Annotated in this window: 21 protein-coding genes; 5 read left to right on the plus strand and 16 right to left on the minus strand. The window is 58.1% G+C overall.

What is annotated here, in order from left to right:
• Positions 1 to 3 precede the first annotated feature (3 nt).
• A complete protein-coding gene (locus tag JOE29_RS12200) occupies positions 4 to 717 on the plus strand; it encodes an ABC transporter ATP-binding protein (protein ID WP_074996890.1) in 714 nt (237 codons plus the stop codon).
• A gap of 6 nt (positions 718 to 723) precedes the next feature.
• Here the strand turns inward: JOE29_RS12200 and JOE29_RS12205 are convergent, their stop codons facing one another.
• Positions 724 to 1,803 carry a polyamine ABC transporter substrate-binding protein gene (locus JOE29_RS12205; RefSeq protein ID WP_210079551.1) on the minus strand — a complete coding sequence of 360 codons (1,080 nt, stop codon included), beginning with the start codon at positions 1,801 to 1,803 and terminating at the stop codon, positions 724 to 726.
• A gap of 390 nt (positions 1,804 to 2,193) precedes the next feature.
• On the opposite strand from JOE29_RS12205, the gene JOE29_RS12210 reads away from it, so the two are divergent.
• On the plus strand, positions 2,194 to 2,460 hold the full coding sequence (locus tag JOE29_RS12210) for a DUF1652 domain-containing protein (RefSeq protein WP_003319126.1): 267 nt from the start codon (positions 2,194 to 2,196) through the stop codon (positions 2,458 to 2,460).
• A gap of 10 nt (positions 2,461 to 2,470) precedes the next feature.
• Here JOE29_RS12210 and JOE29_RS12215 read toward each other — a convergent pair whose 3' ends face one another.
• The 15 genes from JOE29_RS12215 to JOE29_RS12285 form a co-directional block, all read right to left on the minus strand.
• Positions 2,471 to 4,963, minus strand: a complete 2,493-nt coding sequence (locus JOE29_RS12215) for a UvrD-helicase domain-containing protein (protein ID WP_044312847.1) — start codon at positions 4,961 to 4,963, stop codon at positions 2,471 to 2,473.
• A 129-nt stretch (positions 4,964 to 5,092) separates the two neighbouring features.
• Complete coding sequence (locus JOE29_RS12220) at positions 5,093 to 6,016, minus strand: sugar kinase (protein WP_044312848.1); 924 nt, start codon at positions 6,014 to 6,016, stop codon at positions 5,093 to 5,095.
• A gap of 26 nt (positions 6,017 to 6,042) precedes the next feature.
• Entirely contained in the window at positions 6,043 to 7,245 is a 1,203-nt protein-coding gene (locus JOE29_RS12225; RefSeq protein WP_044312849.1) for an amino acid deaminase, read from the minus strand.
• 16 nt (positions 7,246 to 7,261) lie between these two features.
• Positions 7,262 to 8,026 carry an IclR family transcriptional regulator gene (locus JOE29_RS12230; RefSeq protein WP_003317643.1) on the minus strand — a complete coding sequence of 255 codons (765 nt, stop codon included), beginning with the start codon at positions 8,024 to 8,026 and terminating at the stop codon, positions 7,262 to 7,264.
• 82 nt (positions 8,027 to 8,108) lie between these two features.
• Complete coding sequence (locus JOE29_RS12235; RefSeq protein ID WP_003317642.1) at positions 8,109 to 8,495, minus strand: RidA family protein; 387 nt, start codon at positions 8,493 to 8,495, stop codon at positions 8,109 to 8,111.
• Between the two features lie 40 nt (positions 8,496 to 8,535).
• A complete protein-coding gene (locus JOE29_RS12240; RefSeq protein ID WP_010429566.1) occupies positions 8,536 to 9,321 on the minus strand; it encodes an amino acid ABC transporter ATP-binding protein in 786 nt (261 codons plus the stop codon).
• A complete protein-coding gene (locus JOE29_RS12245) occupies positions 9,318 to 9,980 on the minus strand; it encodes an amino acid ABC transporter permease (RefSeq protein WP_044312851.1) in 663 nt (220 codons plus the stop codon). Before JOE29_RS12245 ends, JOE29_RS12240 begins: the two co-directional genes overlap by 4 nt.
• 9 nt (positions 9,981 to 9,989) lie before the next feature.
• Positions 9,990 to 10,652, minus strand: a complete 663-nt coding sequence (locus JOE29_RS12250; protein WP_003345502.1) for an amino acid ABC transporter permease — start codon at positions 10,650 to 10,652, stop codon at positions 9,990 to 9,992.
• A 62-nt stretch (positions 10,653 to 10,714) separates the two neighbouring features.
• Complete coding sequence (locus JOE29_RS12255) at positions 10,715 to 11,566, minus strand: transporter substrate-binding domain-containing protein (protein ID WP_003416527.1); 852 nt, start codon at positions 11,564 to 11,566, stop codon at positions 10,715 to 10,717.
• A 353-nt stretch (positions 11,567 to 11,919) separates the two neighbouring features.
• Entirely contained in the window at positions 11,920 to 12,279 is a 360-nt protein-coding gene (locus JOE29_RS25470) for a hypothetical protein (protein WP_003395591.1), read from the minus strand.
• A 48-nt stretch (positions 12,280 to 12,327) separates the two neighbouring features.
• Entirely contained in the window at positions 12,328 to 12,771 is a 444-nt protein-coding gene (locus JOE29_RS12265) for a hemerythrin domain-containing protein (protein ID WP_003369485.1), read from the minus strand.
• A gap of 115 nt (positions 12,772 to 12,886) precedes the next feature.
• Positions 12,887 to 13,312 (minus strand): DUF3830 family protein, encoded by a 426-nt coding sequence (locus tag JOE29_RS12270; RefSeq protein WP_024648372.1) that lies wholly within the window; start codon positions 13,310 to 13,312, stop codon positions 12,887 to 12,889.
• 70 nt (positions 13,313 to 13,382) lie between these two features.
• Positions 13,383 to 14,006, minus strand: coding sequence for a glutathione S-transferase (locus JOE29_RS12275; RefSeq protein ID WP_057406698.1), 624 nt, complete (start codon positions 14,004 to 14,006; stop codon positions 13,383 to 13,385).
• Positions 14,007 to 14,036: 30 nt separating this feature from the next.
• Positions 14,037 to 14,582 (minus strand): GNAT family N-acetyltransferase, encoded by a 546-nt coding sequence (locus JOE29_RS12280; protein WP_245226697.1) that lies wholly within the window; start codon positions 14,580 to 14,582, stop codon positions 14,037 to 14,039.
• A 109-nt stretch (positions 14,583 to 14,691) separates the two neighbouring features.
• A complete protein-coding gene (locus JOE29_RS12285) occupies positions 14,692 to 15,393 on the minus strand; it encodes a DUF3053 domain-containing protein (RefSeq protein WP_003410332.1) in 702 nt (233 codons plus the stop codon).
• Between the two features lie 333 nt (positions 15,394 to 15,726).
• On the opposite strand from JOE29_RS12285, the gene JOE29_RS12290 reads away from it, so the two are divergent.
• The 3 genes from JOE29_RS12290 (at position 15,727) to JOE29_RS12300 (ending at position 19,045) form a co-directional block, all read left to right on the plus strand.
• Positions 15,727 to 15,864: a hypothetical protein gene (locus tag JOE29_RS12290; protein ID WP_003369471.1), complete on the plus strand. Its 138-nt coding sequence runs from the start codon at positions 15,727 to 15,729 to the stop codon at positions 15,862 to 15,864.
• 381 nt (positions 15,865 to 16,245) lie between these two features.
• Entirely contained in the window at positions 16,246 to 17,082 is an 837-nt protein-coding gene (locus tag JOE29_RS12295) for a hypothetical protein (RefSeq protein WP_058446106.1), read from the plus strand.
• Positions 17,083 to 17,455: 373 nt separating this feature from the next.
• Entirely contained in the window at positions 17,456 to 19,045 is a 1,590-nt protein-coding gene (locus JOE29_RS12300) for an ABC-F family ATPase (RefSeq protein WP_003395611.1), read from the plus strand.
• The last annotated feature ends 34 nt before the right edge of the window (positions 19,046 to 19,079 follow it).

Consider the following 19,079-nt stretch of genomic DNA (forward strand, 5'->3'; position numbering starts at 1 on the left):
TACATGCCGGAATCACTGATGGATATACGCGTCGAGCACAAGGCGTTCGCGGGCAATACCGTGCTGCACGGCATCGATCTGTCGCTGCAGTCAGGTGAAATCGTCAGCCTGCTGGGCCCCAGCGGCTGCGGCAAAAGCACGCTGTTGAGGATTGTCGCCGGACTGGAGCAGGATTTTCGTGGTTCGGTGCAGCGTATTCAGGGCGAAGTGGCGTTCGTGTTTCAAGAGCCGCGCCTGATGCCCTGGCTGACCGTCGCACAGAATATCGGTTTCAGTGACGATGACCGCTACGACCGCCACTGGGTCGGCCAATTGATCGAAGAAGTGGGCCTTTCCGGTTTTGCCGACGCCTTGCCCAAAGCGCTGTCAGGGGGCATGGCGCAGCGCGTGGCTATCGCGCGCGGCCTGTACTCGCACCCGGCGGTGTTGCTGCTGGATGAGCCGTTCAGCGCAGTCGATGCGTTTACCCGGATGAAGCTTCAGGACCTGCTGCTGCAACTGGCCGCGCGCCACGCCATCACCCTGTTGCTGGTGACTCATGATGTCGACGAGGCGTTGTACCTGAGCGACCGCGTGCTGGTGATGGGCAGCCGTCCCGGCACAATCACCCACCAATTGCCGGTCGGGCTGCAGACGCCGAGGGATCGTCGCGATCCGCTGCTGGCCCGCTTGAAAGCTCAGGCGCTGACCGAACTGCAGCAGGCCCATGTCATCTGAACAGCGTTACTTGTCGGCCCTGAATGTGTCCCAGAGCTTCTCGCGCAACGTATCGATAGTTTCGGGGACCTGAGACATCACGAACAGGCGGCTCAACATATCGGCGTCCGGGTACACCGTGGTATCGGTCCACAGGCCTGGGCCGATAAGCGCGTCTGCCTTTTCATTGCCATTGGCGTAATGCACGGTATTGGTGATATTGGCGATCACTTCGGGGCGCAGCAGGTAATTCAGGAACGCGTAGGCACCCTTGGTATCGGTGACGTCAGCCGGGATGGCGGCCATATCGAACCACATGGGCGCGCCCTCCTTCGGAACGACATAATCGATGGTGAAGCCATTGCCTTCTTTCTGCGCCTGCTCCTGAGCCTGGGAAATATCCCCGGAATAGCCCACCGCGACACAAATTCTGCCCTTCGCGAGGTCGGCGATGTAATCGGCAGAACTGAAATTGCGTATGTACGGCCGCACGCTGTCCAGTACCGCCTTTGCCTGGCGGTAGTCGTCAGGCACTTCGCTGTGTGGCGGCAAGCCAAGGTAATTCAAGGTGATCGGCAGCAGAGCCGGCGCGCTGTCGAGAAATACCACACCGCATTGGGCGAGCTTTTTCATGTTTTCCGGCTTGAGCACCAGATCCCAGGAATCGAGCGGTGCATCCTTGCCGAGGATGGCCTTGACCTTGGTTGAGTCATAGCCGATGCCGGTACTGCCCCACAGATAAGGGAAACCATGCTGATTACCGGGATCACTGCCCTCCAGCGCCTTGAGCAGGACCGGGTTGAGATTTTTCCAGTTGGGCAACTGACGCTTATCGAGGGTTTTGAGCAACCCACCCTCTATTTGTCGGCCCATGAAATGAATGGACGGAAAAACCACATCGTGACCGGAGTGGCCAGCCAGCAGCTTTGCGTTCAGCGCCTCATTGGTTTCAAAGGTTTCGTAAGTGGTCTTGAAGCCGGTGGCGACTTCGAAATTCTTCAGGGTGTCCGGCGCTATATAGTCCGTCCAGTTGTAGATATTGACCGTCTCCGCCGCGTGACTGGTCGAGGCCAGCAACATCAGTGCGGCAAGGGAGTTTCTCAGCATGTGCGGTTCCTCGGGTCAATAGCGACAGCTTGCCCCAGACCCGGCACGAAAACCATCTTCGTCACGGCAAATTCATTCCATTGAAAGGACTTGCGGCAGCGGCTCGGCAAATGCATGGAGCGTGCCCATTAATACCTTCTAATGACACCGGTCATATAATTGATTTTTTTGTGCTGCGTCATAAAAAATTTTTCCAGAACGGTGCTGGCAAATGCTATTTTCAGTGTTCGTCAGACCGCTCAGCGATCCTGCTGGAAAGCAACTTGACCGACCGATGATGCGCACCGCTGGTCATCGTCTCGTCATCACGGCTTTACCGGACGCATTCTGGCTGTCTGCCTACCCATTGGAGCAAAGGAAGTGCTCGATTGATTCAGGTGGGCCATCGTCATGACTAAAGTCACATTCCCCAATGCCTGCCAACTGATGCGCTGGCACTTCCACCCCGTTGGCTTTGAAGCCTCGATGGATGCGCCAGGGAGCATGATTGCGCGACTTTTCGACCGTGCCAGCGGTGAAACCGTGGTCGCCATTGCCGGCCTGCCCTGTTCTACGGTGATGAATGCCGCAGACGTGGAGCGCATCATCGAAGCCATCGAGGATGAGCTGGAGTTATTCGGCACTCATACGCAACGACAGATCGCCGGTTTTATCTGACATGAACGCCTCAGCCGACACGAGCCTTGTTGCGCAGGTCTTCGAAGAAAGGCTTGTCGCGGGCAATCCGGTCTGACGCTTTGGGCATCTGAACTGCGTCTCCTGAACTGGCGCTTTCATCGATATACCAATAACAGTGCCGTGCCGAGCGAGTAATGGCGACATAGGCCAGACGCAAGACTTCATCCTTCTGTGCGGTATCGAATGGCTGAAGATCACTCGCATCACCCAGCCCTGCCAACCGGTAAACCTGATTCTTGTAGGGCGAGACGGTCAGATGCTGACAATCGCCCAGCAAAAATACGGCATCCGCCTGCAAGCCCTTGGAACTGTGGTAGGTCAGCGTTCTGATACGGCGATTCTGCGCGCCATTTGCCGAATCGGCGTCAATCAATGCCTGCAGACGCGCCGAGAAGCGCGCCTTCTCGCTGCTCTTGCGGTACAGCAGCAGGATCGAGTCGCCATCGTGGTAATGCTCGGCGACCCGCTCGGCAAGCTCGTCCTCATCGCGATCCAGTACTTTGACCGGCAGCAGCTCCTGGAGCGTGCTACTGGCGCGGGCCTTCTTGCCAGGTATAGCCGGGGCCGCACGGACGATGTGCTCGGCGGCGTCGATGATGTGCTGATGACTGCGGAAGTTGTCACTGAGCATGACCCTGGTAGTCGCCGGGGAGGAAAACTCCTTTGCGAACTCCATGAAGTACTTCGGCGAGCTGCCGCGCCAGCCGTAGATCGACTGCCAATCGTCACCGACACACAGCAGCGATGAATGCTGAGCGATGCGGCCCGTGTGCAACGCCGGACCACGACGCCTGATTTCGCGCAGGCTGGCGCGTAACCATGAAACGATCTGCGGCGAGACATCCTGGAACTCGTCGATCATCAAATGCGCGAGAGGTCTGAGCATCGGGTCACTGACGTGCTTGAGGTTCTCGGGAGACGTTTCGCCGAACAAGGCAAACATGCGGTTGTAGGTCATGATCGGCGGCGATTGAGCCAGCAGGTGCGTTTCGAAGGCTTTCCAGAACAGACTGAGCGCTTCGAAGAAGAAACGGTCCGGGTCATCGCTGGCAAAACTCATCTCGGACACGGCGCTCGGCACATCCAGCCCTAGGTTCTCGATAAAGCTGGCAGCCGTGACAAAACAGTCCAGCAAGGGTGCCGCACCGAGCTCGCCCTTGACCCGGTAGTCGAATCCGGGCCCCGCGGCGGCTTCCCCTGCCAGCGATTGCAAAACCTCGCTAGCCGACTGGTAGTTATCCATCCATATCAATGGCTTACTGCAGAAAGCTTGAAACAGGGTGCGCTTTATGACGCCTTCTGCCCACACCGGCAATTTGGCGCCCGGCCGCTTGAGTTGCTGGTCCTCACTGGCGTCCAGACCCAGCACGACCCAGGCATCCAGCTCGGCGATATAGCCGTGAAACGAAAACGGAAAACCATTTATTTCAACAGCTTGGCGCATGGGCTCAATGCCCTTTATAGGCCAGGCCCCAGCGCGGATCCACAAGTCTTCAACGGTATCGCACCACTCTTCATCGCGTTTCGAGGACAGCTCGGTCACCGCGACCCGTTTCTGCACATCAGGGTGATCGCGGTCCAGCTCCTTGAGCTGCAGGGCATGGCGATACAGCGGCGCCATGACTTCGCGAAAACGCTCGTTACCGGCGTACAGATCGCGATAGCAGAGATTGAGTTGCTGGCGCTGCGCATCGTTGATACGCAAGTCGAAGGGGTTGCTGTCCACCTCTTCCAGCCCGGACGACTGGCTGCTCAGGTTCTCGAACGCGCGCAGTTGCTCAAACCCCGGCAGGCTGCGCACCAGCGGCAGAATGCGCGAATGGAAGGTGCGTACCAGCTCGCGCGCCTGCTTTTGCTCCAGCACATGCCCCCACAGGGCCATGACGTCGATCAGTTTGCTGATGAAGTCCTTGCGCGACTCACGGGTAAAGGTCACCACCGTCATGGCGTTCAGTTCGAAGCCCAGGTAGTGATGCAGCAGCAGAATCCGCAGGACCAGCGACGTGGACTTGCCCGCGCCTGCCCCGGCAATCACGTAGGTAGACGGCGTATCGCTGAAAATCATCTTCCACTGCGCCGCGCTGGGCTGGGCATGTGCGGGGAGTTTTTCGGCGACGTCGGCCTTGATGCGCTTTTTCAGCTCAGGCGTAAGCGCCAGCCGCCAGTCGTCGAACAAATGATCGTCGACCTTGGGGCCACGATGCCGGGCGGGCCGGGTATCGTTGATGACCAGCACCTGACGGCCCGACTCCTGGCCATCCAGGTAACCCTCTTCATAGCCTTCACGCACGCCTTCGATGTGGCCGTTCAGATAACCGTCGGCATGCCCCTGCGACCATGAGGGCGCGTGCTGCGAGCGCAGTCCGGTAAGACTGCGCCCCATCAGCCGCGCCAACAGGCGTCGAAAAAACGGCAATTGCCGGGGCGGTACAAGGTCGACATCCAGGTCATGAGGAAGCGCAGAAGGCAGGTCGTCAGGCACGCAGACTCCGGTGGTGGGCTCGCAGGCGAAAAGGTCGCCTATGGTGGCCGGATTTTCGCGCAGGTTCCAGCGAAATGCTTGTCTGTCAGTGTGTTAGCCGATCAACTGCATGTTCCTTGGCAAGTGCCATCAGACTGGCATGACCGACTTGGGTACCAGCGCGCCTGGATGCTGGATCACGATACTGGCCAGGCGATGCCCTGCTTCCGCCGCCTGCAGCGGGTGGTCACCCGTGAGCCGGGCCGCGAGATAGCCGGCACTGAAGGAATCACCCGCAGCCGTGGTATCGACCACACGCTCGACCTTCTGCGCTGCGATTTCGAAACGTTCGCCGCCGGCTTCAACGAGACAGCTCTGCGCGCCACGTTTGACGACGATTTCACCGATGCCGCGCCCACGATAGGCGGCCAGCAGTTGTTCGCTGTCGGCATAGCCATACAGTGCCTGCTCGTCGTCTTCGGTCAGCAAGGCCAGGTCTACATGCTGCAGACACGCAAGGTAGGCTTCGCGGGCCTGCTCGACACTGGCCCACAGCCGCGGACGATAGTTATTGTCGAAGGCGACCCTGACTCCGCGCTGACGCGCACGCGCCAATGCCTCCAGCAGTTTGGCACGCCCCTGCTCGCCAAGCACTGCCAGGGTGATGCCACTGAAATACAGCACGTCATAGCTGGCCAGCGCTGCCAGGATAGGCTCGGCCGCCGGGGTCATGAAGCAGTCCCGCACGGCAGCTTCGTTGCGCCAGTAGAGAAAGCGCCGCTCACCATTGGCGTCGGTCTGGATACAGTAGAGTCCCGGCAAGCGTCCGGGCAGGCGCTGCACCTTGCCCAGACCGATGCCCTCGTCCGCCCAGATCCGGCACATCGCATCGCTGAAGCTGTCGTCACCCAGTGCCGTAACGTAGTCGACCTTGGCTCGCTCGCCCAGCAATCGGGAAAGGTAGACCGCCGTATTGAGCGTGTCGCCGCCGAAGCTCTGGCGCAGACTGCCATCGGCATGCTGTTGCAGTTCGATCATGCATTCGCCGATCAGGGCGACCCGTGGAAGGCTCATGTGACGATACTCCTGCAAATACTTATCTAGAAATACGTACTGAAAGGTTCTATCACCCGAAGGTCATTATCCACCAGGCAACCTGAACGCCACTTGTCGAACGTCAGACACGGGTGCGAGGTACCGAAGGAAATGATATCGCCGACCTTCAACTCGCATCCGGGTGCGACAGTCATGAATGCGTGCTGGTCCATGACGGCCGTCACCTTGCAGGCGCTCACATCGTCGCCAGCCGATTGCACGCCTGGCTTGTAACGCAGCAGCGGGTTGGGCAACCCGGCGTCGTAGGCCACGTCGCGCTTGCCCATGGCAATCACTGCAAAGCCCGGTTCCGGCATGGATTGCACATGCGCCCAGACTTCCAGGGCCGGGCGCAGCGCTTCGCTCAATTCGGCGCGCCGATCCAGCACGCAACACTGCGCGTCCTTGTAGATGCCGTGGTCATGCACCACATAGCTGCCGGGTCGCAGCACGCTGAGGAAGCGCTCGCGAACAGCCTGGGCGTCGAATGCTTCGGCGATCAGGTCATACCAGGCCGAGCCGGACGCAGTGACGATCGGGCGATCCAGAGCGAAGGCGCCCTTGTCCTGCAGGTCGACAGCCAGGCGCACCAGCGATGCGGCAAAGGCCTTGATGCCTTGGATGGCGTGATCGCCATGGATCACGCCCTCGTACCCCTCGATGCCTGTCAATGCCAGCGCCGGTTGAGCCAGAACAGCGTCGGCCAGCGCCAGCACCTGCTCTTCGCTACGGCAGCCGCAGCGCCCGCCGGGTACGCCGTATTCGATCATCACGTTCAAACGCAGGCCACGCGCAGCGAAAAACTCGCCCAGCGCGGCGACATTGTCCGGATGGTCGACCATGCAGTGAAACTCGAACATGGGGTCAGCCAGCATGTCGGCAACGATTGCCATGTTCGGCGCACCGACCAACTGGTTGGCCATCAGCACCCGGCGCACGCCATGCGCATAAGCGGCCTGCGTCTGGACTGCCGTGGCGAGGGTCATGCCCCATGCGCCCGCGTCCAGTTGCCGGCGAAACAGCGCGGGCACCATGCTGGTCTTGCCGTGCGGTGCCAGTTCTGCACCGCTGTCGCTGACAAACTGCTGCATCCAGCGAATATTGTGTTGCAGCGCCTGATTGTGAATCACCAGAGCGGGCAGGCTGACATCACTGACCAGGCTGTCACCCGGCTGCGCAGTACCCTTGTCCATTACGGCGGTGCTCATCGGTAATCTCCTGCGTTTATTCATTGATACGCCGAGCCAGGCCATTGGCGCTGTCGATCAGCACCCGCCGGTAGTCGTCGTAGTGGGTCTTGGCGTCGGCACGCGGCGCGACGATGCACAGCGTGGCGATGCACTGACCGTGTTCGTTATTCACGGGGGCGGCGAAGCAATGGGTGAAGGTGTCAGCCACGCTATTGAAGGAAAAGAATCCCTCCTCGCCGGCTTTGCGGATTTCCCGAAGAAAGGTCTCCAGCGGCAGACGTTCGCCACCTGGCAGAATGAAATCGTCGGGGTCGATCAGGTCGATGATTTGCTGATCGCTCAAGTGGCTGAGCAAAAGACGCCCGGACGCCGTCCATGGGATGGGCGCGTTTTCGCCGATGTCCGAAGAAATCCTGAAATGACGCTCACCCTCCTTCATCAGCGCCACGGTGTATTTCCGGCCATTGAGCAGGCACATCTGCGCAGTTTCCCGCGTCTGGCTGACGATCTCGCACAGGCAGGCTTCGGCCTCGCGAGTGAAATCGAAGTGCCGCAAGTGTGCCTGCCCCAGGAAATACAACTGACGGCCAAGATAGACATGCCCGTCCTTGCCCACTGTCTCCAGAATCCGCCGTTCCAGCAGCGATGCCACCAGCTCGTAAACCGTCGATTTGGGGCTGCCGATCCCGCTGGCAATCTCATTGGGGCGCATGGGCCTGGCCTTTTCCTTGAGAAAATCCAGGATATCGAACGCCCGGTCCAGTCCACGTGCCCGGCGCTTGATCGTGTCTTCGGTCATGAGGCTCATTCCTTGGGAAAGCGGCAAGCCAAAAGCCTCAGGTGATCGGGCTTGTGGCTTGCAACATGTAGCTGCAGCTCTGCTACTTGCGTTTGTAGGCAATACAGTCGATTTCGACCTTGCAGTCGACCATCATGCTTGCCTGAACGCAAGCGCGTGCCGGTGCATGCTCGGGGGTGAAGTACTCTCCGAACACTTTGTTGAAACTCCAGAAGTCCCGTGGGTCCTCCAGCCATACGCCGACCCGGATCACATCCTTGAGCGCATAACCGGCCTCCTCAAGAATTGCGATCAGGTTGCGCATGGTCTGATGCGTCTGCTCGACGATGCCGCCGACGATGATCTCGCCATCCTGCGCAGGTACCTGGCCGGAAACGTGCAACCAGCCGTCAGCCTCGACTGCGCGAGCGAATGGGCGTGGCTGGCCGCCTCCTGCTGTGCTGCCAGCGCCATAACGGGTAATAGTCATGAGTTTTTCCTTGTCTTGAAGCATTAAACGTAATGAAGGTTTAAAAACGGATGTTCTTGAGAAACTCGCTCAAGCGCGCCGACTTCGGCTGTTCGAACAAGGCCTTGGGTGGCCCCTGCTCTTCGATGCGGCCCTGATTCATGAACACGATCTGGTCCGACACTTCGTAGGCGAAACGCATTTCGTGCGTCACCAGCAGCATGGTCATGCCCTCCTCGGCCAGGTCCTTGATGACGCTCAGCACTTCGCCCACCAGTTCCGGATCGAGTGCCGAAGTGACTTCGTCAAACAACATCAGGCTGGGGTTCATGGCAATGGCGCGGGCAATTGCCACACGCTGCTGTTGCCCGCCGGACAACTGACCGGGGAAGTGATTGCGCCGCTCCAGCAGGCCGACCCGGTCCAGCCACTTTTCGGCCAGCGCAACGGCCTGATCCTTGGGCATCTTCTTGACCTTGAGCAAGCCCAGGGTGACGTTCTGCAAGGCGCTGAGGTGCGGAAACAAGTTGAATTGCTGGAAGGCCATGCCGGTCATTGCCCGGTGTTGCGCGATCAGACGCTCCGGATGGCGGGTGCGCTTGCCGTCTACGTTGCTGTAACCGATGTCCTGCCCTTCAAGACGGATATGCCCGCCCTGAAACTCTTCCAGCAGGTTGACGCAGCGCAGCAAGGTGGTCTTGCCCGAGCCGCTGGAACCGATCAGGGTCACGACATTGCCTTTCTGCATGCGCAGATCGACACCCTTGAGCACTTCCACCGGGCCGTAGGATTTATGCAGGCCTTCGATGCTGAGCAACGCCGGGCCGGGGTTATGAGTCTGTGTCATGGCAATGCCACCCGTTTTTCGATTTGCCGCCCAAGAAGCTCGATGGCGTAGTTGATGAGAAAGAACAGGAAACCTGCAAACAGGTAGAACTCCAGGGTCATGAACGTGCGCGCAATCACCTGTTGGGTGCTGAGCAGCAGTTCAGCCACGCCGATCACCGAAAGCAGCGTCGACGCCTTGACGATCTCGGTCGAGGAGTTGACCCAGGTCGGCAGGATCTGGCGCATGGCCTGAGGCAGCAACACGTAGCGCAGCGACTGATTGAAACGCAGACCGATGGCCTTGCCGGCTTCCAGTTGGCCACGGGGAATGGCCTGCAGGGCGCCACGCACGATTTCCGAAACGTGAGAGCCGCAAAACAGCGTCAGGCCTATTGCGCCGGCCTGAAACGCGCTGATCTGCCAACCCAGCGCCGGCACCATGTAAAAGACCGCCAGCACCAGCACGAACACTGGAGTCCCGCGAATCAGATCCACATAGAGCCGAATCGGCAAGCGGGCGAAAAAACCGCCGTAGGTCAGCACCAGACCGGCCAGCATGCCGATCAGCGTACCTGCGCAAATCGCCAGCGCCGAGCACTGGATACTGGTCAGAAAGCCTGACCATAGTACTTCCCGCGCATTCCACAATTCCTGCAGCCAGCCAGGGGGTTGATACATGACAGCCTCCTAGCGGCGAATCGCCAGACGTTGTTCGAGGGTGCGCAAAAGCAGAGCGATCACGTAGCAGGCCACCACATAAAGTGCTGTGGTCACCAGCCAGGTTTCGATCACCCGATAGCTTTCGACGTTGATCTTGCGCGCGTAATAGGTCAGCTCCGGCACGGCAATGGCGGCCGCCAGCGAGGTGTCCTTGAACAGCGAAATGAAGTTGTTGGAGAGTGCCGGCAATACGTTGCGCAGCATGACCGGCACGATGATGTAGGCCCGCACCTGCCATTCGCCCAGACCGATCGCCAGCCCCGCTTCGCGCTGTCCCTTGTGGATGCTCAGCAGCCCGGCACGGAACACTTCGGTCAGATAGGCACCGGCGTACAGCGACAAGGTGACGATGAATGACGCCAGCTTGTCGAGTCGAATACCCAGCCCGGGCAACGCGAAATAGATCAGCAGGATCAACACCAGAATCGGCGTGTTGCGCACCACGGTCACGTAGATCGACGCGACGATACGCAACGCCTTGTAACGTGACAGCAGCGCAAATGCGTTAGCCAGCCCGATCACACAGCCAATCGCGATCGAGATCAGGGCCAGTTCCAGGCCAAGGCCCAACCCCGCCAGAAGACTGGGGAAGTCGCGCCATACAGCATCAAAATTCAATTGGTAATTCATGCTTGCCCGTACCTGGCAGGGAAAGCCGAGGGCCCGCCCTGCCGCTGAAGGTCAGAGTGGACTTATTTGTATTCCATCGGAAAACCGATTGCAGGCACCGGCAGATCGACACCGAACCATTGCTTGAAAGACGCCGCGTAAGCCGGGAACTCGACACCCGTCATGGCTTCATGCAACGCGGTGTTGACGAAGTTCAGCCAGTCCTGATCGCCACGCTTGACCGCGCAGGCATAGGTTTGCGGGCTCCAGGCAAAGGCAGGCGAACGGTAGCGGCCAGGGTTCTGCACCATCAGGTACTTAACCGAAGACTGATCGGTGGCCGCTGTATCGGCACGCCCGGAGTTGATCGCCTGGTACATCAGGTCGACGCTGTCGTACTGATCGACCTTGGCCTTGGGCAGTGCCTGATGCACCAGTTCCTCGGCATACACGTTTTGCAGTACGGCCACGGTCACATCGTCACCTGCTGCCTTCAGGTCATCGATTTCCTTGTACTTGCTATTGGCAGGCAACAGCAGCGCCACACCCTCGCGGTAGTACGGCAGGGTGAATGCCACCTGCTGTGCACGACTGGCGGTCACGGTGATGAACTGGCAGCTGATGTCGACCTTGTCGGTCAGCAGGTTGGGAATACGTGCATCCGAGGACTGCACGACAAACTCCACCTTGCTCGGATCATTGAACAGGCCCTTGGCAATGATTCTGCCAATGTCGATATCGAAGCCCTGCAACTTGCCGTCTGCGCCCTGGAAGTGCCACGGAGCATTGGTACTGCCCGTCCCTACCACCAGATTGCCACGTTTCAATACTGCATCCAGCTTGCTGCCTTCGGCTGCCTGCACCGTATTGGCCAGCATGAATGAGGCTGAAAGAACAAAGGCACAAGCTTTCACAAAGGAAGGTCCGCGATGCATGACTTAAACTCCGCCGAAGTATTCATTATTCCGCTATAGCGGATATAGGTATGTAACAACGGAATAGATAGCAGAAAGTGTGCCATAGAGGGCGTACGGAGGACACCCCATAAAAAAGTCGAAACAAATCAACAGACTGGAATTTGGGCTTGAAGCGGGAAAGCGGGGACGAAGCCCGCAGGTAACGCTACCGATTGTCACATTTGAGTGGTACGGCCCCACTCTTGTGCGCATGCGCTGTTATCGGGCGTGGAGTATCGACGTAAATCAGCCAGAAGCACGGGCACTAAGAGCGTCCAGAACGGCGTTCCCACGCTGGCGTGGGAACAAGAGGTGTCGAGTGGGGAAAAGACTCAAAGACAGGTAGCAATGGCCGCAGAGCGCAACGCGGCCTGAGCATCGCCTTGCGGGGCATAGAATTCAACGGCTGTGGTCGGGCCTTTGCCGCGCACGTCGGCGAAGTAGGTCGATTCTGTGGTAAACACGGTGAAGCCGCCACCGGACAGGTCATGCAGGAACACGTCAGTAGACGTGCCAAACATGGCTTCGTTCTGCCAGGTCACCTGAATGCACTGGGCAACGGCAGCATCCTGCTTGGCGCTCGACAGGACCTTGTAGGGTCCTGCGGCACGTGCAGAACTGGAAGGCGCTGCACACCCGGTCAATACGGTTGCCGCAATCACCGCCGCGCTTGTCAGAAACAGAAACTTCATGTCATGCCTTCGCTGATAAAAAGCCGATTCTAGCACTGCACAGCGCTATCAGCCTTCAGCCAATTGCTCTTCGTATTCCTTCACGTATTCGCCGGCCAGACTCTGTTTCTGCTTTTCGTCGAGCAGTTTGCCCGCCATCTGGAAGAACTTCTGCTCTTCTTCCTTCAGGTGGTGGTGCACTTTTTCCGACAGCTTTTTCGCAGTGGCCAGCCAGGCTGGACTGGACATTTCGGTTTCATCGAGCTCTTCCATCATCTCGTCCATCTCGTGATGCTCGGAAATGGCGTGACGGCTCAGGTCCACGCCATTGTCGTGGGCCATCAGAGGGATATAGAAAAACCGTTCTTCGGCCGTTTCGTGGGCCTGCAGTTCTTCCTTGAGCTGTTTGTAGGCCTTCTCGCGTTCGGCGCTGTCGCCGCTGGTCTGGATCAGGGCATCAGCGTAGCTGCGTTGACGATCATGGCTTTCGCGCAGGGCTTCGAAAATATTCAAGGTCATGTCTCCAGGTCGGCTTCCGGGAGCTGGAAGCATCGTGGACTAGACCCCTGGCGAAGATCAGCAGTTCCAACAAATACTGGCAAATGCCTATCGCGCAATAGCGGCAGACTCAAGCCAGTTCGAAAACCACGTCCTGAGCGCCTTCCCACAGTGTCTTCACGCCCAGTTTGCGCAGGTTTTCCTTACCCTGGGTAATGGTCAGAAAATGGTTGCCCGCCAACTGCCCCATCTTGCTGGCGAAACAGCACGAGCCGTAGGCAAGGATAATCTCGGTTTCGCTGTAACCGCCCGGGTAGAAAAGAATGTCGCCCACCGAAGGATGGCTGGTTGCGTTCTCGAAGCCGATCAATGTGTCATCCAGCTTCAGTTGATAATCATCCAGCGGCACCCAGCAACCCTCGCCGCTCCAGCGCACATGGATGAATTTCTGCCGATAAGGCAGCAGCTTGAGAAACGCTTCCACCGTTTGCGGCGCATCCGGATGGGCTTCGGCGAGAAACTCATATCCGCCCGCGGTAATTTTGATGGTGGTCACTTCGACGACTCCTTAACAGGCAACAAGACTCACTATGATGCCCAAGGATAAACGCGAGCCCGACAAACCGTCACGGAGTTCCGTTGCGCCCGTACAGAAGGTAGCCGGAACGGTGGCTCAGGCGTTCGTAATACGCATTGACGGCGGGCAGGTCGGGATGCTCGAGAGGCGTCTCGAACCAGCGATTGACTGAAAGACCGATGGGGATGTCCGCCAGGGTAAAACGCTCGCCGCAGACATAGGTGCCGGTCTTTTCCAGTTGCCTGTCGAGTATCTGCATGTGCCTGGCCCACTGGGCACAGGAAGCGGCTATGGCGGCAGGGTCCTGGTGCTCGGTCGAGCGCCGTACCAGTGCCATGAAGGCATAACTCCATGATCGGTTCAGATCCGAGCCTTGCCAGTCAATCCACTGATCGGTCTGCGCCCTGGCACATGGATCCCGCGGATAAACAGGGTCGCCAGCATAACGGTTGGACAGATAGCGAATGATGCTGTTGGACTCCCAAAGCACGAAGTCATCATCAACGATAACCGGCACCATGGCATTCGGGTTGAGCGCGACAAACGCCTCGGTGTTGGCAGGTTTGAAGCCTGACCCCCAATCTTCCTGAGTGAAGGGTATCTTCAGCTCCTCACACGTCCAGAGTACTTTTCGTACATTGATCGAGGAGGTCTTGCCCAGTATGCGCAGCATTCAGCGTCCTTGTTGCACAGCAACGTCGTGTCAGTCAGTAGTCATCAGCGGTTTGGCAAACAGGTGATTCTCATGTGTTTCGCCCTGAAACACATAGTGCGGCGTACCTTTCCATGCATAGCCTTGGCGAGGGTAGAACGCCAAAGCGCGAGGATTGCCAACCCAGACCGTCGCCCATAATAGCGAGGCGTGACGGATTGTTGCACGCTGCTCGGCAGCATCAAGTAACAGCCGCCCCGCTCCACGCCCGGTGAAACGCTCCTGCACATAGAGACGTTGCAACTCGGCGGTGTTCGACACACCGAGCATTGCGTGGTCGGTGCGCAACGCGACTTGAGCAAAGCCGATCAAATGCCCTTGCAACTCGGCAACGACGATGAACGTTGTCGGCTCGATGAGCTGTTGTGCGAAGTTCGCAGGCGAGAAAGCTTCCAGCGCCTCGCGGGCGATGGACTGTCGAATGCCCTGCGTTGCGTAGGTGTCGAGAAAAACCTGCATACCGAGCGCCGCAAGGCACAACGCATCCGCAGAGGAAGCATCACGCAGGGTAATGGTCATTGAAGAGGGGTTAGTCATCAGGCGGTTGATTCCCGGCATCAGGCAGACAGATGGCCGAATCATACCTGACACAAGGACCGGCCCGGCAGCAGGGCCGGGCCGTCACTTCAGACGCAGCAGCTCGATATCAGCGGCCGGTCATCAGCGATTGCAGCTTGGACTGGGCTTGTTGAGCGTTCTTGCCCTGCTCGTTCAGCTCTTGCAGCAGTTTGTTGAGCTCGGTCTGGACCACAGGATCCTTGACGGTGATCGTCGAACCCGAGATATCGATCTGCGATTTGTGCGCGTCCACATAATCGGCAACCTTCAGGCCACTGGAAAAGGTGCCCTTTATCTGCGGCAGCACTTCGCGGAAGGTGTTGGCGGGTACGCTGACAGTTCGGTCGTAGGCCTTGTCGTAAACCACCTTGAGGTCTTCCGGCTGCTTGAGTTTCGCGCGGGCGGCGTCTGCCTTGCCCTGCTCGATGGTCAGCTTTTCGCCCACTTCATCAAGGCCCGTCTGCACAGCAGCCAAGTCAGCGCGTCGTTGAATGACATCGCTGACCGAATGAAAAGAGCCTTTCTGCATCAAGCCGGCGAGCGGCTGTACAGCAGAGTCCATGCCTGCGCCGAAGTCGGAGATGACCGCATAGTGCGAGGTGTAGTCACCAAAGGTTTTCTTCTCCTCATCCGTCAGCTTGGGCACATGTACGCCCGGCTTGTCGACAATTCGGGTTTGCAGGAACTGAGTGAACGCAGTGCGCTGCTCGGGCTCCTTGTCTCCGCAGCCAGCCAGGAACAGGGGTAAAGCGACAGCCAGCAGCAAAGCTGGACGGAAAAGGGACTTCATGTCAGTAACCTCCGGGATCATAAGAATGCACATTCACAGGCCACGCCTGCTGAACGCGAGCGTGCTTATAGTCTCGTCATCGCCTCATCTAGTTCCGCGACGGCACTGAAGATACTTGTCGCAATGCCATACCTTGGCAAAGCCAGCACTAAAACCCACTGGTTTGGCGCAGCAAAACCGGGCGTCTGCGCCAAACCGTGCATGGGTCCGACCGGAACAAGGCCCTGCCTGAAAGACGCTCCAAGAAAGTTCCTTAACATTTCTTCATGAGATGAAACGTTTCAGCCGCTACTCTTCAACGGACCGACAAAGTGACAACAGGAGTCAATCACTATGTTTGCACACGAAGGGCTGGGTCTGATCCTTGTCTCCATCGTCTTTCTGCTTGGAGCGATTGCGATGTTCATTCACCCTTTCCACGCGCTGGGAAGCTGGTTCAGGAGGAAGAAGCAGGAAAGGAAATCCGACTAACCGTCAACACGCACCAGAAATGGCGGGCCTGGTCATCACCGGGCCTTGCAGAAAAACCTCATATGACCGCCTTCGTCCAACTTGGCCACGCGCAAATCTATCATCCTGACAGCTATTTGGAGCTCGTCTTTCCGCTCGCACATTGAATTGCCATCAAGTAGTGGCCAATAAATATTAAATCAATATCAGCCATCCAACCTTACATCCGAAAACCCTCCAGTGAATAGCGCATTTCGGTAATCAGCGCCCTTGCTATGTAGCCAGTTGTTTCCAGTGTGATACTCTTTTGAAACACTTTGATATTGAATTAATGGCCACCAGCCGATAATGTTGCGCGCACAACGCCCTAACTAATTTGCCACTAGTGCTTACAAGGTTGTCATGACTAGTCAATCAATTAATTCGACGCGCTACGTACGCAATGCTGTTCACGAGCACACGCCTGCACCGACGCGTGTGCTTGATTTCAGCCAATGCAAGGGCACTAAAAAAGGGCCGGTTTTCCTGATTGGCTCTGGGAAATCAGCAAAGGACTTCCCGATCGAAGAGTTCTCGCACATCCCCATGATTACCATGAACGGCGCCTTCTCGATGTTCGCAGGCACGAACATAAAGCCGTTGTTCTACGTCTGCTCCGACAGGGATTTTCCCAAGCAGCAGCCTGAGCTGTTCGCCGCCGCCATGCGCTCCAGCGAAAATGTCGGCCTCTGGGAAGATCAGTTTCGCGGCGATATTCCCAGACCTTCCGGACGCGCTTATGCCCTGAAGAAATCGCCCAGAGTGTCGAGGGTGGCGGCACTGTGCTCGCGGGAGGATGCACTGGTCAGAAAACTCTCGTTATGGAGTAGCAGAAGCCGGGATATCGGTTTCAGCAAGGATCTGGAATTTGGTTTTTTCGACGCCCGAACTGTCATGTATCTGGCGCTGCAACTGTCTTATCACCTTGGTTTCGACAACGTCTTTCTGGTCGGTTTCGATATGAATCAGTCCGTGGGCCGATTCTATGAATCCTCCAGCGACAATTGCTCACCTTGCGGTCTGGACCAGCATTACGAGTCCAGAATTCTTCCATCACTTGAGCTGATGTCGAAACAGGTCGTGGGGAGCGACTTCCAGGTATTCAATGTCTCCGACAGCTCGCGTGTGCCGCACGAAGTCATTCCCAAGTTGAGCCTTGATGAAGTTCGCCATAAAGTCAGTTGCGCACTTCAACGATAGTATTCAGCTGTCACAGAGTGCTGACAGCAACGCAGCCTGCTTGTCTTGGGCGTCCGCAGTTGCATGCAGCGAAGGGCGCTGAAGCAGGCGCCAACCCTGCCCCGACCCGTTAAACTCGGCAATCCCCTGCCGCCCACCATGTCACTGCCGCCCGACCTATGCGACAATGCGCGCCAATGTCTGGCGTGAACCCCCACATTCATATCCCGGCAACGCAGTCGTGGCAGGCTGTCGTTGCTGTAGACGTATGCCCGTTGGGTCAGCTCATGCTCGGACGGAGCGGACTGAACTGCTTCGGTGGGGTCCTGAGCACCACACCCGCTGACGCCAGCGCTCCCCCGGTTATTGCCCACGTTATTGATAGGTAAAGTAATTGATCTCCACAGCTAACATCACGATGCAGTTCGGCCCCAAACCCTTGTTCGAGAATGTCTCGGTCAAGTTTGGCGCTGGTAACCGTTACGGCCTGATTGGCGCGAACGGCTGCGGCAAGTCCACGTTCATGAAAATCCTCGGTGGCGACCTCGAGCCTTCGGGTGGGCAGGTGATGCTGGAGCCGAACGTGCGTCTGGGTAAACTGCGCCAGGATCAGTTCGCCTATGAAGAGTTCACGGTGCTCGACACCGTGATCATGGGTCACGAAGAGCTGTGGAAGGTCAAGGCCGAGCGCGACCGCATCTATTCGCTGCCGGAAATGAGTGAAGACGACGGCATGGCCGTTGCCGAGCTGGAAACCGAGTTTGCCGAAATGGACGGCTACACCGCCGAATCCCGCGCCGGTGAACTGCTGTTGGGTCTGGGTATCGGCATCGAACAGCACAACGGTCCGATGAGCGAAGTCTCGCCGGGCTGGAAGCTGCGCGTTCTGCTGGCACAGGCACTGTTCTCCGATCCGGAAGTGCTGCTGCTCGACGAACCGACCAACCACCTGGACATCAACACCATTCGCTGGCTGGAAAACATCCTGACCCAGCGTAACAGCCTGATGATCATCATCTCCCACGACCGTCACTTCCTGAACAGCGTGTGCACGCACATGGCCGACCTGGATTACGGCGAGTTGCGCCTGTTCCCGGGCAACTATGACGAGTACATGACCGTGGCGACCCAGTCCCGCGAGCAGTTGCTGTCCGACAACGCCAAGAAGAAAGCGCAGATTTCCGAACTGCAATCGTTCGTCAGCCGCTTCTCGGCCAACGCCTCGAAAGCCAAGCAGGCCACGTCCCGAGCCAAGGCGATCGACAAGATCCAGCTGGCCGAGGTCAAGCCCTCCAGCCGTGTCAGCCCTTTCATTCGTTTCGAGCAGACCAAAAAGCTGCACCGTCAGGCGGTCATCGTCGATCGCATGGCCAAAGGCTTCGACGGCAAGACCCTGTTCAAGGACTTCAGCTTCCAGGTCGAAGCCGGCGAGCGTGTGGCCATCATCGGCCCGAACGGCATCGGCAAGACCACTCTGCTGCGCACTCTGGTCAACGAGTTGCAACCAGACGCAGGCACGGTCAAGTGGACCGACGCAGCGGAAATCGGCTATTACGCTCAGGACCATGCTCACGATTTCGAGGATGACTCCACCCTGTTCGACTGGATGGGTCAGTGGACTCAAGGCGGCGAGCAACTGGTACGTGGCACCCTGGGCCGCATGCTGTTCTCCAACGACGAGATCCTCAAGTCGGTGAAGGTGATTTCCGGTGGTGAACAGGGCCGCATGCTGTTCGGCAAGCTGATCCTGCAAAAGCCCAACGTGCTGGTGATGGACGAACCGACCAACCACCTGGACATGGAATCCATCGAGTCGCTGAACCTGGCGCTGGAAAACTATCCAGGCACCCTGATTTTCGTCAGTCACGACCGCGAGTTCGTGTCCTCGCTGGCAACCCGCATCATCGAACTCAGCCCAAGTGGCGTGGTCGATTTCAGCGGCACCTATGACGACTACCTGCGTAGCCAGGGCGTTACGTTCTAAGCCTGTCAGCCCGCAATAGTAAAAAGCCCTGTCA

It is taken from the genome of Pseudomonas sp. PvP009, assembly GCF_017832995.1.
Lineage (GTDB): Bacteria > Pseudomonadota > Gammaproteobacteria > Pseudomonadales > Pseudomonadaceae > Aquipseudomonas > Aquipseudomonas syringae.